The 13,088-nt window shown below is 39.7% G+C and carries 15 protein-coding genes; 9 read left to right on the top strand and 6 right to left on the bottom strand.

The genetic code is table 11. From position 1 onward, the window contains the following. Window positions 1–31: 31 nt before the first annotated feature. Window positions 32–262 (top strand): DNA gyrase inhibitor YacG, encoded by a 231-nt coding sequence (gene yacG / locus J8L71_RS00580; protein ID WP_210998803.1) that lies wholly within the window; start codon window positions 32–34, stop codon window positions 260–262. Between the two features lie 73 nt (window positions 263–335). Here yacG and J8L71_RS00575 read toward each other — a convergent pair whose 3' ends face one another. Continuing rightward, the gene (locus tag J8L71_RS00575; protein ID WP_210998802.1) at window positions 336–830 is read right to left on the bottom strand and encodes a Spy/CpxP family protein refolding chaperone; all 495 of its coding nucleotides are present in this window, start codon (window positions 828–830) and stop codon (window positions 336–338) included. A 176-nt stretch (window positions 831–1,006) separates the two neighbouring features. Here J8L71_RS00575 and J8L71_RS00570 point away from each other — a divergent pair, with 176 nt between their 5' ends. Genes J8L71_RS00570 through J8L71_RS00560 form a run of 3 tightly spaced genes read left to right on the top strand, consistent with a single transcriptional unit; the run spans window position 1,007 to window position 4,043 of the window. Further along, window positions 1,007–1,699: a response regulator transcription factor gene (locus tag J8L71_RS00570; protein WP_210998801.1), complete on the top strand. Its 693-nt coding sequence runs from the start codon at window positions 1,007–1,009 to the stop codon at window positions 1,697–1,699. Beyond that, window positions 1,677–3,092 carry an ATP-binding protein gene (locus tag J8L71_RS00565; protein ID WP_210998800.1) on the top strand — a complete coding sequence of 472 codons (1,416 nt, stop codon included), beginning with the start codon at window positions 1,677–1,679 and terminating at the stop codon, window positions 3,090–3,092. The genes J8L71_RS00570 and J8L71_RS00565 overlap by 23 nt, the downstream gene beginning before the upstream one ends. Window positions 3,093–3,095: 3 nt before the next feature. Further along, a complete protein-coding gene (locus J8L71_RS00560; protein WP_210998799.1) occupies window positions 3,096–4,043 on the top strand; it encodes an alpha/beta fold hydrolase in 948 nt (315 codons plus the stop codon). On the opposite strand, the gene J8L71_RS00555 is transcribed toward J8L71_RS00560, so the two are convergent. Continuing rightward, the gene (locus J8L71_RS00555; RefSeq protein WP_210999335.1) at window positions 4,016–4,885 is read right to left on the bottom strand and encodes a cation diffusion facilitator family transporter; all 870 of its coding nucleotides are present in this window, start codon (window positions 4,883–4,885) and stop codon (window positions 4,016–4,018) included. The genes J8L71_RS00560 and J8L71_RS00555 overlap by 28 nt on opposite strands. A 154-nt stretch (window positions 4,886–5,039) precedes the next feature. Between J8L71_RS00555 and trmL the strand changes: the two genes are divergently transcribed. Beyond that, window positions 5,040–5,504, top strand: a complete 465-nt coding sequence (trmL, locus tag J8L71_RS00550) for a tRNA (uridine(34)/cytosine(34)/5-carboxymethylaminomethyluridine(34)-2'-O)-methyltransferase TrmL (RefSeq protein ID WP_104643371.1) — start codon at window positions 5,040–5,042, stop codon at window positions 5,502–5,504. A 68-nt stretch (window positions 5,505–5,572) separates the two neighbouring features. On the opposite strand, the gene gpsA is transcribed toward trmL, so the two are convergent. Genes gpsA through J8L71_RS00530 form a run of 4 tightly spaced genes read right to left on the bottom strand, consistent with a single transcriptional unit; the run spans window position 5,573 to window position 7,826 of the window. Continuing rightward, complete coding sequence (gene gpsA / locus J8L71_RS00545; RefSeq protein ID WP_210998798.1) at window positions 5,573–6,580, bottom strand: NAD(P)H-dependent glycerol-3-phosphate dehydrogenase; 1,008 nt, start codon at window positions 6,578–6,580, stop codon at window positions 5,573–5,575. Window positions 6,581–6,583: 3 nt separating this feature from the next. Continuing rightward, window positions 6,584–7,069, bottom strand: a complete 486-nt coding sequence (gene secB, locus J8L71_RS00540) for a protein-export chaperone SecB (protein ID WP_210998797.1) — start codon at window positions 7,067–7,069, stop codon at window positions 6,584–6,586. A 36-nt stretch (window positions 7,070–7,105) separates the two neighbouring features. Then, window positions 7,106–7,363: a glutaredoxin 3 gene (grxC, locus tag J8L71_RS00535; protein ID WP_058549390.1), complete on the bottom strand. Its 258-nt coding sequence runs from the start codon at window positions 7,361–7,363 to the stop codon at window positions 7,106–7,108. A 31-nt stretch (window positions 7,364–7,394) separates the two neighbouring features. Next, complete coding sequence (locus tag J8L71_RS00530; protein ID WP_210998796.1) at window positions 7,395–7,826, bottom strand: rhodanese-like domain-containing protein; 432 nt, start codon at window positions 7,824–7,826, stop codon at window positions 7,395–7,397. A gap of 266 nt (window positions 7,827–8,092) precedes the next feature. Here J8L71_RS00530 and gpmM point away from each other — a divergent pair, with 266 nt between their 5' ends. The 4 genes from gpmM to J8L71_RS00510 are packed head-to-tail and all read left to right on the top strand — an operon-like array spanning window position 8,093 to window position 12,900. Further along, window positions 8,093–9,637, top strand: a complete 1,545-nt coding sequence (gpmM, locus tag J8L71_RS00525; RefSeq protein ID WP_210998795.1) for a 2,3-bisphosphoglycerate-independent phosphoglycerate mutase — start codon at window positions 8,093–8,095, stop codon at window positions 9,635–9,637. Between the two features lie 3 nt (window positions 9,638–9,640). Further along, window positions 9,641–10,780, top strand: a complete 1,140-nt coding sequence (locus tag J8L71_RS00520) for a peptidoglycan DD-metalloendopeptidase family protein (protein ID WP_210998794.1) — start codon at window positions 9,641–9,643, stop codon at window positions 10,778–10,780. A 35-nt stretch (window positions 10,781–10,815) separates the two neighbouring features. Beyond that, the gene (locus J8L71_RS00515) at window positions 10,816–12,081 is read left to right on the top strand and encodes a S41 family peptidase (protein WP_210998793.1); all 1,266 of its coding nucleotides are present in this window, start codon (window positions 10,816–10,818) and stop codon (window positions 12,079–12,081) included. Window positions 12,082–12,138: 57 nt separating this feature from the next. After that, entirely contained in the window at window positions 12,139–12,900 is a 762-nt protein-coding gene (locus J8L71_RS00510) for a divergent polysaccharide deacetylase family protein (RefSeq protein WP_210998792.1), read from the top strand. Window positions 12,901–13,088 lie beyond the last annotated feature (188 nt).

The following is a 13,088-nucleotide window of genomic DNA, read 5'->3' as shown; positions in this document are numbered from 1 at the left end:
CGCTATAAGCAAAAAATTTAGAGAGTAAAGTATGCCAACTATTGTTAACTGTCCAACGTGTAAAAACAACGTTGAATGGTCTGAGCAAAGCCCACACCGCCCTTTTTGTTCAAAGCGCTGCCAGCTTATTGATTTAGGTGAATGGTCGTTTGAGAATAACAAAATCTCTGCACCAATCACTTCGGCTGAGCAATTTAGCCAAGACATGATTGAAGATATTGAAGCCATGATGGCCAAAAATGAAGACGAATTTTTTAAATAAGCTTAAGTAATTATACTAATAGAAAAAGCCAGCATTAAGCTGGCTTTTTAGTATTTAATCTATAATTAAACGATTAGTCTTTTTGCTTACGCTGCTTTTTTTTGCCCATGCGTTTTTGCATTTTTTTGAACTTCTCTTGTTGCTCTGCATTAAGTACTTGCATTACTTGGTGCTGAGTTTTAAGTTTTATTAACCCAAACTCTATGCCTTTTTCATGACGTTCATTTAATAGCTCTTTTGCTGCATTTTCATCAAATGTTGCAGCTGAAAGTAGAGCGTCCATTTTTGCTTTATGCGCTTCACGCTCGGCTTTACGTGCTTCTTTATCATCGCCTCGTAATGCTTTCATTTGCGTTTTTTGCGCTTCAAAAATAGTTTTAAGCTTAGTTTGCTGCTCATCTGTTAAATTTAATTTATCGGCTGCACGCTCAGAAAGTAAAAAACGAGCTTGAGAGTGACCTTGCTTTTTATGCATATCACCTTTAGCTAATACGCTACCAGCGCCAAGAGTGGCTGTTGCTAGGCCGCAAATAAGTACTAATTTTGAAAGTGTATTTACTTTAGTCATAATCATCACCTTAATATTGGATGGATTTAATTTGGTTGTGACTGCTAAGCCAGTGAGTTAACTATACATAATTCAACGCAAAGTAACGCAAAGCAGTGTAAAGGTTGTGTAAAGATTCACTTTTGCACAATTTAAGACGTAAAATAACAATATAGAGAATTGCCTAAGGGTTTGAAATGAAACTATTAATGATTGATGACGACACTGGCCTTTGTGAGCTTTTAAGTGAGTACTTAGCTGCGCAAGGCTTTGAAATTCAAAGCGTACACGATGGTGCTCAGGGTCTAAAGTTAGCACAAACAAACGACTACGCACTTATATTATTAGATGTAATGCTACCTACGCTTGATGGTTTTGAAGTACTTAAACAACTTAGGCAAACAAAGCTCACACCGGTCATAATGCTTACCGCTAAAGGTGAGGACTTCGATCGTATTTTTGGCCTAGAGCTTGGCGCCGACGATTATATACCTAAACCTTTTAATCACCGTGAACTACTAGCCCGCGTTAAAGCAATAACCCGCCGTATAGAGCACATTAATAGCTTAAGCGCACCTACTACTAATAATAAGCTGCTTGTTAATGGGATTACCGTAAACCTTGCTGCGCGCGAAGCTTCAATTAATAACTCCACACTTACGCTTACAGGCACCGAGTACGAAATTTTGGCTTTGCTATGTAAAAATGCGGGCGAAGTGGTGAGTAAAGAGCAAATAAGTGAGGAAGTTTTAGGTAGGCGCTTAGCCTCATTTGATCGCTCTATAGATATGCATGTAAGTAATATACGTAAAAAAATAGCAGAGCATATACAAGCCGAGCGAATTAAGACTATGCGAGGTACGGGCTATGTCTTTATTCAAGGCGAATAATAGTATGTACTTTAGTTGGCTCAAGCACCCTAAACATTACTTATTTTTTAAAATATTTTTTTGGTTTTGGTTAACCATTATTGGTACGGTAGCGGCACTTGTATTTTTAAGTAACATAACCGCTATTAATGCAGTAACCAACGAGCCCTTATCTGGCCCGATGAAAAAGAACCTTATATACACGGCCAAAAATATAGAGCGCTCTGTAATAAAGCACAAACGTAGTTTAGACGATGTTTTAGTGCATCCAAGACTCACAAAGCGAAAGCTTTTATATTTAAGTGCCGCACAAGGCGAGGATGCTCATAGCAACAAAGAAGTCCCCGATAATATTGACTTGAGTTTATTAAACTTTACTCAAAATATGTCTCCGCAGATAATTTTCACAGAAAAATACCAAGCTTTTGGGCCAGTAAATATAAATATCCCACAGGGAAGTTTTTATCTATACGAAATAGATATAAATCATCAACCGCCGCTATTATTACGTTTTAAACTAATGCCTAATTGGATAAAAATATTTATCGCAATTGCTGCATCACTTGTGTTGAGCTTTGTATTTAGCCGTAACTTAATTGCTCCTATTAACAGCCTCAAAAAAGCGGCTATTAAATTATCTGCTGGCGACTTAACAGCCAGAGCCGATATTCCAACGAGTCGAAACGATGAGCTAGGAATACTTGGGCGCGACTTTAACAGTATGGCTAATCAGTTGGAGCTACTTATTAGCTCACAAAAGCGTTTACTTGCCGATATATCGCATGAACTTCGTTCACCTCTAACACGCCTAAAAATGGCTACAGGGCTTGCACAAATGCAAGCTAACGAACCTAGCCAATCGTATTTATTACGTATAGAAAAAGAAGCAAACCAGCTTGATAAAATGATAGCCGATGTATTACAGGTTTCTCGTTTAGAGGCTAAAAGCCAAGCACTTTCCCTGCAAAAACAGTCTTTACAAGTTATTGTCGATCACGTAATTAATGATGCTCAATTTGAAGCTAAACAAAATAATAAACAGCTAAAAGTTACGGGTAGTGTGGTTGTAAATATTAATTGCGATGAGGCACTGATAGCTAGCGCGCTTGAAAACTTACTTCGTAATGCGATTAAATATGCTCAACACACCATTAGCATAACCCTAAAGCATTCAAATGCCATTTATATAGAAATATGCGACGATGGGTCAGGTGTACCTAATGAGCAGCTAAGCAAGCTTTGTGAACCGTTTTTTAGGCAATCAGATGCTCGCGACCGCGTAAGTGGAGGGACTGGCCTAGGGCTTGCTATTGCTAAAAATGCCATTACCGCGCATGGCGGAAATTTAGTCTTATCGAATAAAGAACAAGGTGGCTTGTGTGCTAATATAACCTTGCCATTAATCAAAGAGTAAAACATGTTTTATAGTTCAGAAGCCCAGCTTGAGAACAATCAAGAGGCCATTAATGTTTTTTATACTTCCCTTTTAACTAAAAGCTACTTAGATACGCCATCAGGAAAGCTATTTTACGCATACGCAATCCCTGACAATGCTGCAACTGCTGTAGTAATAAGTACGGGGCGTGTTGAAGGCCTAGAAAAATATAAAGAACTGTTATGGGAGCTGTATTGTAATAATTTTGCTGTGTTTATTATGGATCATCAAGGTCAAGGGCGCTCTTACAGGCATCTTAAAAATAAGCATAAAGGCTTTGTAAAACATTATAATAACTACAGCAGTGATCTTAATAACTTTGATCAGCAAATAGTTTCAAAGCATTGGCAAGGTAAAAAAGTCATGCTGGCTCATTCAATGGGTAGCGCGATAGCGATTGATTACTTAGCAAAATTTGAAAACAGCTATAAAGGCGTGTTTTTGTCTGCGCCTATGTTTGATATTTTTACAAAAGACGTACCAAAAATACCAACGCAATTTATTGTTAAGTTAGCCACTTTGCTTGGCCTACACTCTTGTTATGCTTTTGGACAAGGCAACTATAATCCAATCCCATTTACTGAAAACGTACTTACTAGCAGCGAAGAGCGTTACACCTACTTTAGGCAAACCTATAAATTAGAACCTAACATACAATTAGGTGGCGTTACGTTTGGCTGGCTCGCAGCTACAATATCGTTTTTAAAGTCTATTGATAAGCTAAACGTACCAATCCCTTTGTTTATAGCAAGTGCAGCTAGCGATACAGTTGTTAACAATAAAGCGCAGTACAGCTTTGCAAAAAGACACGCTCATGCAACAATTGAGAGTTTTGAAGATGCAAAACACGAGCTACTTTTTGAACGTGACGAAATTCGAAAGCCGCTATTAACTAATTTTTATCAATTTTGTGAGTCTGTTACTTCTTGAGCGGTTTTAGAATTCACCAAAACAGAAAGCGGATCGAGGTGGATGAGTATATCTACCTCTGATTCAAAACGAGAACTTATCATGGCCTCTACTTCATCAGCCACATTATGAGCACGTATTAAACTTAAGTTATCATCCAGCTCTAAATGCATTTGAATAAACTTAATTTTCCCGCCTTGGCGAGTGCGAATACCGTGTACACCATGTACATCGGCATGCTCCTTAGCTATATCAAATATGCTTTGCTTTTCATCATCTGGGAGTTCTTTATCCATTAGATGATCAGCACTATCACGCGCTATATCCCAACTGTTATAAAGTAAGTAGCCCGCCACCCCAATTGCAAAAAGGGGATCGGCATAAAGTACGCCATAATAAGCTAATAAAATAGCCAATAGCACGGCAGCATTTAATATTAAATCGCCTTTGTAATGTACTGAATCGGCTTTTATAGCAATAGAGTCGGTATACTTAACTACTTTATTTTGTACAAATACAATTACCAGCGTACACACAATTGCAAAAATACTTACCCATACGCCCAATAAAGAATGCGTTAACTGTATTGGATTAAATAAGCGTTCAATACCATGAAATGCAAGTAAACAACCTGATCCTGCAATAAATGCTGCCTGCCCTAATCCTGCAAGTGCCTCAGCTTTACCATGCCCAAAACGGTGATCGTCATCGGCTGGTCGCAGTGCATAACCTAATACCAAAAAACTCATGGCTGTGGCTGTTATATCCATTAACGAATCAGTCAATGAGCCAAGCATTGAAGCAGAGCCTGACGCAAGCCATGCCCATGTTTTTGCCCCAATCATTAAACTCACCATAACCATGGTGACAATGCTTGAGGTTTTAACCCAAAATTCGTAGCTGCGGTTATGCACGTATATATCCGTTAATCACTGTATTCAATGCATTGAGTATATCATTTTTTTTAAAGGTTTCGTGTATACTGCTGCGCTCAACCGATTACTAAAAAGGCTCATTATGCTGGATATTGTTTTATACCAACCTGAAATACCACCTAATACAGGTAATATTATTCGCCTATGTGCAAATACAGGCTATGCACTGCATTTAATTGAGCCTTTAGGGTTTGAATGGGACGACAAACGCGTTAAACGTGCAGGCCTTGATTACCACGAATTTAGCCACGTACAACGCCATGCATCATTTGAAGCCTACCTAGAAAAGTGCAAGCCAAAAAAAGTGTACGCATGCACAACCAAAGGCAGTCAATTTCATCATGAGGCAAGTTACGAAGCGGGAGATTGTTTAGTCTTTGGTCCTGAAACACGTGGCCTGCCTGATGAAATGATTCAAGCATTACCAAACGATCAACGCGTGCGCATTCCTATGCAGCCTAATAGCCGCAGCATGAACTTATCTAACGCGGTAGCCGTATTTGTATATGAATCTTGGCGCCAGCTTGGCTTTCCTAACGCCCAATAAAAACCTTGTACCAAACAACCAAAAACCGACATAACGTCGGTTTTTTAGTTTTATAAACGCTTATAAAGTTATTCAGAACGCTGCTCTCGCCCTAAAAGAGCCATAGCGGCTTCTTTCATGTCTTTATTTTCATAAAGTACTTTATAAATTTGCTCAGTGATTGGCATTTCCACGCCAGCACGCTGCGCTAATAAATACACTTCTTTGGTATTTCTAAAGCCTTCGACTACTTGGCCAATAGACTCAATTGCAGCCTCTACACTTTCACCTTTGCCAAGTGCTAAACCGAATCGACGATTACGTGATTGATTATCTGTACAGGTTAAAATTAAATCGCCAAGGCCTGCCATTCCCATAAAGGTTTCTGGCTTTGCACCTAGAGCGCAGCCTAAGCGAGTTAACTCTGCAAGCCCACGCGTAATAAGTGCAGTTCGTGCATTAGCACCAAAGCCCACACCATCCGAAATACCGGCACCAATAGCAATTACATTTTTAACCGCACCACCTAGCTGTATCCCAATGAAGTCATCATTGTTATACACACGGAATGAGCGGCCACAATGCAATAAATCAGCTAATTGCTGAGCAAACTCAGGCGACGTAGACGAAACAGAAATAGCGGTAGGTAAACCCATTGCCATTTCTTTAGCAAATGTAGGGCCTGAAAGTACCGCTAGTGCAACTTCGTCACCTAATTCTTGTAAAGCCACTTCTTGCAATAAGCGCCCTGTATTTGGCTCAAGGCCTTTAGTTGCCCACGCAATTTCAGTCCCCGCTTGTAATGCAGGTTTAATTTGTTGAAGTGTATCGCCAAATGCATGACTTGGTACCACAACAAGTACAATTTTGCTGCTAGCAACGGCTTGTTGTAAGTCGGCTTCAAGAGAAAGAGTGTCTGGAAAAGGAGCATCAGGTAAGTAACGTTGATTTTTCCGCTCAGCTGCAAGCGTGGCAACGTCGTCGCTATTCCTACCCCAAAGAGTCACATTATGACCATTTCGGGCTAAGCAAATAGCAAGGGCGGTGCCGTAAGACCCCGCCCCTAATACAGTAACAGCTGTAGTTGCTGTACTCATAGGTTATGCGTCTGCTGTAACCTGGCCTGTTTGCGCAGTACGTTGTTGCATGTATTGTGCAAACAATGCGTCAAAATTAACTGGCGCAAGATTAAGCTGTGGGAAAGTACCGCGATTAACTAAATTTGATACCGCTTCACGAGCATACGGGAATAACACGTTAGGACAAAATGCACCTAGCATGTGTGCAAGTTGCACTTCTTCAACCTCAGCAATAGTAAAAATACCCGCTTGCTGAATTTCACATAAAAACGCAGTTTCTTCGCCAATAGATGCTGTTACAGTTAGTGCTAAAACAACTTCAAACACGCCTTCATCTAACTTGTTAGAGCGAGTGTCTAAGTCTAGCTTAACCTCAGGCGCCCATTCTTTTTGAAAAATAGCCGGTGAGTTTGGCGTCTCAAACGATACATCTTTAGTGTAAATGCGTTGAATAGTAAATTGTGCGCCGGCTTCTGCAGCTGCTGCGTTTTGAGTTTCTTCGTTCATTGTTTTTCCTAACTTGTTCGTTATTATAATTTAAGTTTAAGCGTTTAGCTTAGCGTCAAGTTTACCTTGCGCTTCTATTGCCATCATGTCGTCGCAGCCACCGATATGTTCATCATTAATAAAAATTTGCGGTACTGTGCTTGCACCACCTGCTTTGGCGATCATTTCATCGCGAAGTTCAGGCTGTACACCAATATCAATATTTGTATATTCCACGCCTTTGCTATTTAAAAGCGAAAGAGCGCGCTGACAAAATGGACAATACGCTTTGGTGTATAAAACAACATTACTCATAATAAATCCTCTATCGGTCTAGCTAAAATGATTAGCGACCTGTTGTAGTTGGTAGGCTCGCTGATTGCCACGCACCCATACCGCTTGCCAATACATAAACCTCTTCAAAACCAGCTTTATGCATCGCAGTTGCAGTACCTTGGGCAGTCATACCTGTGGTACATACCAATATAATGGGTTTGCTCTTGTACTTTTCAAGGCTTGAAAAGTCAGATTGTTTCGCTTTTTCAGGGCTCAAGTGCACAGAGTTAGCAATATGGCCTGCCGAAAACTCTTTTTGAGCGCGAATATCAACAACTTTACCGTCTTCACGATTAATTAAAAGCGTAAGCTGTTGAGGGTTAATTTGACGGATTGCTGAAAATTTACTTTTAATCAAACCGCTTACAATAAGAAAAACAAGACCAACCCAAGCAAGGCTTAAAACGGGATGATTTGTAATAAATTCAATATATTGATCCATTCTACTTCCACTATGAAATTATGTTCTAAACCTAATTTTTTAGGTGTTTTGCTTTTTAGCCCCGCAAGTATACCCAAACCAAGTTAAAATGCGAGTTTGGCACAGTTTAAAAAACGATAAAGCCCCCCATATTAAATAGTAGATAAAAATTTAATATCTTGTTTTCAGTGCTGATCCTATCGCTAAAACACGGTATGCTAAAACTAACCAGATAACCCTTTCGCTACTCAGTACCCATCAACAGGTGCTAATTTTCAGGAGCTATTATGACAGAGCATAAAAAACCACTGGTATTAATGATTTTAGACGGCTGGGGATACCGCGAAGATGAACAAAGTAACGCTATTCTTGCAGCAAACACACCGGTATTAGACGAATTATGGGCAACTCGTCCACACACATTAATATCAGCTTCGGGTTTAGATGTTGGTCTTCCTGACGGGCAAATGGGTAATTCAGAAGTGGGCCACGTTAATTTAGGCGCCGGTCGAATAGTTTATCAAGACTTTACTCGTATTACTAAAGCGATTGACGATGGTGAGTTTGACTCAACACCCGCATTAGTTGAAAACATAGATAAAGCAGTAAATGCAGGAAAAGCGGTTCATATTATGGGCCTATTGAGCCCAGGTGGCGTTCATAGCCATGAAGATCATATTGTTGCCAGCATTAAACTTGCAGCAAAACGCGGCGCGAAAGAAGTTTACTTCCACGGCTTTTTAGATGGTCGTGATACACCACCGCGCAGCGCTAAAGCATCAATTGAACGTATTGAAGCATTGTTTAGCGAACTTAAATGCGGTCGCTTAGCCTCACTTGTAGGGCGTTATTATGCAATGGACAGAGACAACCGCTGGAACCGAGTAGAAAAAGCATATGACGTAATGACTCTCGCGCAAGGCGATTTTAATTTTGATAACGGCGTAGATGCACTTAATGCCGCATACGAGCGCGACGAAAATGATGAGTTTGTAGCCGCTACAACAATTACTCCAGCAGGTACCGAGCCTGCGGCAATTAACGATGGCGATACTGTTATTTTTGCTAACTTTAGAGCCGACAGAGCCCGTGAAATAACGCGTGCATTCGTTGAGCCTGAATTTGACGGTTTCGCCAAGAAAAAATCTCCAAAACTTAGCGCTTTTGTAATGATGACAGAATACGCAGCCGATATTGATGCACCTGTTGCTTTTGGCTCGTCAGCACTTGTAAATGTGTTAGGTGAATGGCTAGAAAAAAATGACAAAACGCAGCTACGTATTTCTGAAACAGAAAAATACGCGCACGTTACGTTTTTCTTTAGTGGTGGTCGCGAAGATGAATTTAAAGGCGAAACACGTGAGCTAATTCCTTCACCACAGGTAGCAACTTACGATCTACAACCTGAAATGAATTCAGAAATGCTTACAGATAAGCTCGTAGAAGCAATTAAAAGTGGAAAATACGACGCTATTATTTGTAACTACCCTAATGGCGACATGGTAGGTCACTCTGGTGTGTTTGAAGCTGCTGTTAAAGCCTGTGAAGCCGTAGATACCTGTATCGGTCGAGTTGTTGATGCATTAGAAGAGTTTGGTGGTGAAGCATTAATTACTGCCGATCATGGTAACGCTGAGCAAATGGCTAACCTTAAAACAGGCCAAGCCCATACAGCTCATACTAGCGAGCCAGTTCCATTTATTTACGTAGGCCGCGACGCTGAGCCTATGCAAGGTAAAGCATTAAGCGATGTAGCACCAACAATGCTTCACTTAATGGGCATGGAGCAGCCTGACGAAATGACTGGCACACCTATTATGATGTTGAAATAGCACATGAATAGATGTGTTAACCGGTTAATACAGTGCGGATTAATACTTACTTCATTAGTAACTGCTTATGCAGTTGCTAATGAAGAGCGTACTAAAAAAGACTTATCAGAAGTACAAAATGCACTTCAGCAAAGCCAAGCTGAATATAACGCACAAAGAAAAAAAATAGCCTCATTACAAAAAAAACTCAAAAGCCATGAACTTGATATAGCTAAAAATGCAAAAGCACTCAACATGGCTGAACAATCCGTAACAGAAACCAAAACACAGCAAAAGCAATTACAAAATAAAGCTGATGAACTCGACAAACAACATGCAGAATTTCAAAATGTATTAGCCGCACAATTAAAAAGTGCTTATATGGCCGGTGGCGATGGCTACTCTAAAATGTTGCTAAACCAAGAAGACACCGCTAAATTTGAGCGTACACTTAGTTATTATAATTATTTGAATAAAGCCCGTATTGAACAAATTGAAGAGCTAAAGCAGCTTCAACAGCAAATAGCACAAAACCAACAAGAGCTTGTTAAAACACAACAAAAATTAGAGCTTTTATATGAAGAACAAAAAAGACGTCAAACCGCATTAGTAAATGCTCAAAGCGAGCGACAAACCAATCTAAAAAACCTACAAGCACAGCTCACAGGTACAAAAAACTCAATTAGCTATTTAAAAGAGAACCAGCAAACGCTGATCACTACGATTGAAGAGTTAGAGCAAGAAAAAAATCAAAAAATAGAGCTTATCGGGCTTAACAAAAGTAAAGGTAAGTTACCTTGGCCAAGTAAGGGTAAACTAGAGCATACATTTGGTCAGCGAAAACATGGCGGCATTGACTGGAAAGGCGTGCTAATTGGCGCTAAAGAAGGCACAAACGTAAACAGTATTCAAAATGGCCAAGTGGTATTTGCTGATTGGTTAAAAGGTTTTGGCTGGGTGATTGTAGTTGACCATGGCGAAGGATTTATGAGTCTATACGGCCATGCTCAAACGCTATTACGCGATGTTGGCGATATGGTACGCGAAGGCGAAACATTAGCATTAGTGGGCCAAAGCGGCGGACAGGCAAGTTCTGGTCTATACTTTGAAATACGCCACAAAGGACGCGCAGTAAATCCTGTAAAATGGTGCAGACGCATTTAATTGAATAAACCGCTGCACCGCATTAGGAGCAGCTGATGACAACCAAAAAAAACGCATCAAATACAGCGATTAAAAAAAACACAGGCTTTTTAAAAGGCCTGTGTTTGGTCATATTACTTACCTTATTAGCTTTTAATGCTCACGTATACGCAAGCTCTATAAAAAAGCTTAAAAGCAGACAAATAGATGAAATCCTCTTTAATATACACGCCTACTACGTAGATGATTTAGCGCTACAAAATAGCGACCATATCAACTATAACAACAAACAATTTGAACGTTTGTATTCAAAACTCGACCCCTACTCTAAATATTTAGATGAGCATGAACTTACGTCATTATTTGACAATACAAATGGCCGCTACACCGGTATTGGTATTGAAGTTAAAAGTGTTAATGAAATAATGACTATTGTTGACGTAGTCGATAACTCACCTGCCAAAATAGCGGGAGTTTTACCTGGCGATAAAGTAATAAGCGTAAATAATAACAGCGCACATAACCGTACGATCGACGAAGTGGCAACGTTAATACGCGAAAGTGAATTCGCAAATATAGACCTAACTATAAAGCGCGATAACACAAAAGAGTTAATTACCTTTCATGTCACACGCCGTGAAATAAATCTAGAAAGCGCAACTAGCGAGCTTTTAAACTCAGGCACTGGCTATTTAGCTATTAATAACTTTTCTAATCATACTTTACATGAGGTGGCCTTACAGGTTGCGGCTTTACAGCGTCACTTTGGCTCCCCGCTTAAAGGCTTAGTAATTGATTTGCGTGATAATCCAGGCGGTACATTAAAAAGTGCGGTTGCAGTATCTGACCTGTTTTTACAAAGTGGGACTATTGTTACTACAAAAGGACGCTTTTACGATGCTAACCAAGCCTTTTACGCTAAACGAGGTGATATTTTAAAAGGCGCGCCTATTGTTGTACTTATTAATGAAAACTCAGCCTCAGCTGCCGAAATACTCGCGGCTGCACTTAAAGACAACAAAAGAGCTACTATTGTGGGCAGCCAGTCATTTGGTAAAGGTTCTGTGCAATCGTTAATCCCTTTAGGCAATGGCAACACAGCACTTAAACTCACCACAGCTAAATACTATACACCCCTTGGTTATTCTATTGATGGAATAGGAATAACACCAGATGTGGTGATTAATCAAACAGGTCTTTCACAAACTAATAAAGCCGTTATAATAAAAAATGAGCAAACTAATAGTAATGCGCAATTACTCACGGGTAACTTAGCCGATCTACAATTAGTTAAAGCAAAACAATTACTCAGTATGCAATAAACTACTTTATTTAAAGCAACCTATTGAGATTTAAAAAAGATAATAAAAACCATAAACGTGAAAATAATAAAATGGCTAATACTGTTTATTTGCTTAGCCTGCACAAGCGTCAGCGCCAAGCAAATAGCAATAGTGATAGATGACATAGGTTATCATCAACGGGACTTAGAATTCCTTTCCTTACCTGGGCAATTGACGTATTCAATTTTGCCTCACACACCTTATTCTCAAATTTTTGCAACGCTTGCGAGTCAGTCAAATAAAGAACTGCTGTTACACGTTCCTATGCAAGCACTTAACGGCAAAAAGCTTGGCCCAGGCGCATTAACTCTAAATATGAATAAAGAACAATTACAACAAACTTTAGGAACTGCACTAGCCAGCTTGCCACAAGTTAAAGGCGTTAATAATCACATGGGTTCAGCACTTACACAAAAAAGCCAAGCCATGAAGTGGACCATGGAAGTGCTTAAAAAGCGTCACTTATACTTTTTAGATAGTCGCACCACTGATTTAAGCCAAGCACAAAATGCTGCAAACTTTTTAGGTGTAGAGAATATTGGCCGTCACGTATTTTTAGACAACATAACAACGCCCGAGCAATTGCAATTTAGGCTTGATGAATTAAAGCACAAAGCTACAAAACACAAATTTGCAATTGCAATTGCCCACCCCTACCCAGAAACAATTAAGTTTTTACGCCAGGCATTACCGCAGTTAACAGAGCAAGGGTTTGAACTTGTGCCCGTGTCGCAATTAGTAGAAAAAAAATATATACAGTTAGCGCAAGCTGAGAGCAAAGGAATAAGTGCTCGATAATAAGCACTTTAAAAAAGCCACCTGTATGTCAGCCAAAAAGAACTAATTTATAGAATAACTTAGCGCCTCTGGTAATAGTATTGACTTTATATACTATAAGTTTACCCACTTAAAAATATATATTCGCTGTTATTTGTCATCAAACAGCTTCTAATTGAAAATTGATAGCTATAAAGCAAAAAGCCCCG

The sequence above is a fragment of the Pseudoalteromonas sp. MMG007 genome, assembly GCF_018100985.1.
Classification (GTDB): domain Bacteria; phylum Pseudomonadota; class Gammaproteobacteria; order Enterobacterales; family Alteromonadaceae; genus Pseudoalteromonas.
This window is presented reverse-complemented; position numbering and strand designations above follow the sequence as displayed.

Excerpts from the sequence above, each read along its gene's own strand:
- yacG (WP_210998803.1), top strand. The coding sequence starts at position 32 with ATGCCAACTATTGTTAACTGTCCAACGTGTAAAAACAACGTTGAATGG.
- J8L71_RS00575 (WP_210998802.1), bottom strand. The coding sequence starts at position 830 with ATGACTAAAGTAAATACACTTTCAAAATTAGTACTTATTTGCGGCCTA.
- J8L71_RS00570 (WP_210998801.1), top strand. The coding sequence starts at position 1,007 with ATGAAACTATTAATGATTGATGACGACACTGGCCTTTGTGAGCTTTTA.
- J8L71_RS00565 (WP_210998800.1), top strand. The coding sequence starts at position 1,677 with ATGTCTTTATTCAAGGCGAATAATAGTATGTACTTTAGTTGGCTCAAG.
- J8L71_RS00560 (WP_210998799.1), top strand. The coding sequence starts at position 3,096 with ATGTTTTATAGTTCAGAAGCCCAGCTTGAGAACAATCAAGAGGCCATT.
- J8L71_RS00555 (WP_210999335.1), bottom strand. The coding sequence starts at position 4,885 with ATGGTTATGGTGAGTTTAATGATTGGGGCAAAAACATGGGCATGGCTT.
- trmL (WP_104643371.1), top strand. The coding sequence starts at position 5,040 with ATGCTGGATATTGTTTTATACCAACCTGAAATACCACCTAATACAGGT.
- gpsA (WP_210998798.1), bottom strand. The coding sequence starts at position 6,580 with ATGAGTACAGCAACTACAGCTGTTACTGTATTAGGGGCGGGGTCTTAC.
- secB (WP_210998797.1), bottom strand. The coding sequence starts at position 7,069 with ATGAACGAAGAAACTCAAAACGCAGCAGCTGCAGAAGCCGGCGCACAA.
- grxC (WP_058549390.1), bottom strand. The coding sequence starts at position 7,363 with ATGAGTAATGTTGTTTTATACACCAAAGCGTATTGTCCATTTTGTCAG.
- J8L71_RS00530 (WP_210998796.1), bottom strand. The coding sequence starts at position 7,826 with ATGGATCAATATATTGAATTTATTACAAATCATCCCGTTTTAAGCCTT.
- gpmM (WP_210998795.1), top strand. The coding sequence starts at position 8,093 with ATGACAGAGCATAAAAAACCACTGGTATTAATGATTTTAGACGGCTGG.
- J8L71_RS00520 (WP_210998794.1), top strand. The coding sequence starts at position 9,641 with ATGAATAGATGTGTTAACCGGTTAATACAGTGCGGATTAATACTTACT.
- J8L71_RS00515 (WP_210998793.1), top strand. The coding sequence starts at position 10,816 with ATGACAACCAAAAAAAACGCATCAAATACAGCGATTAAAAAAAACACA.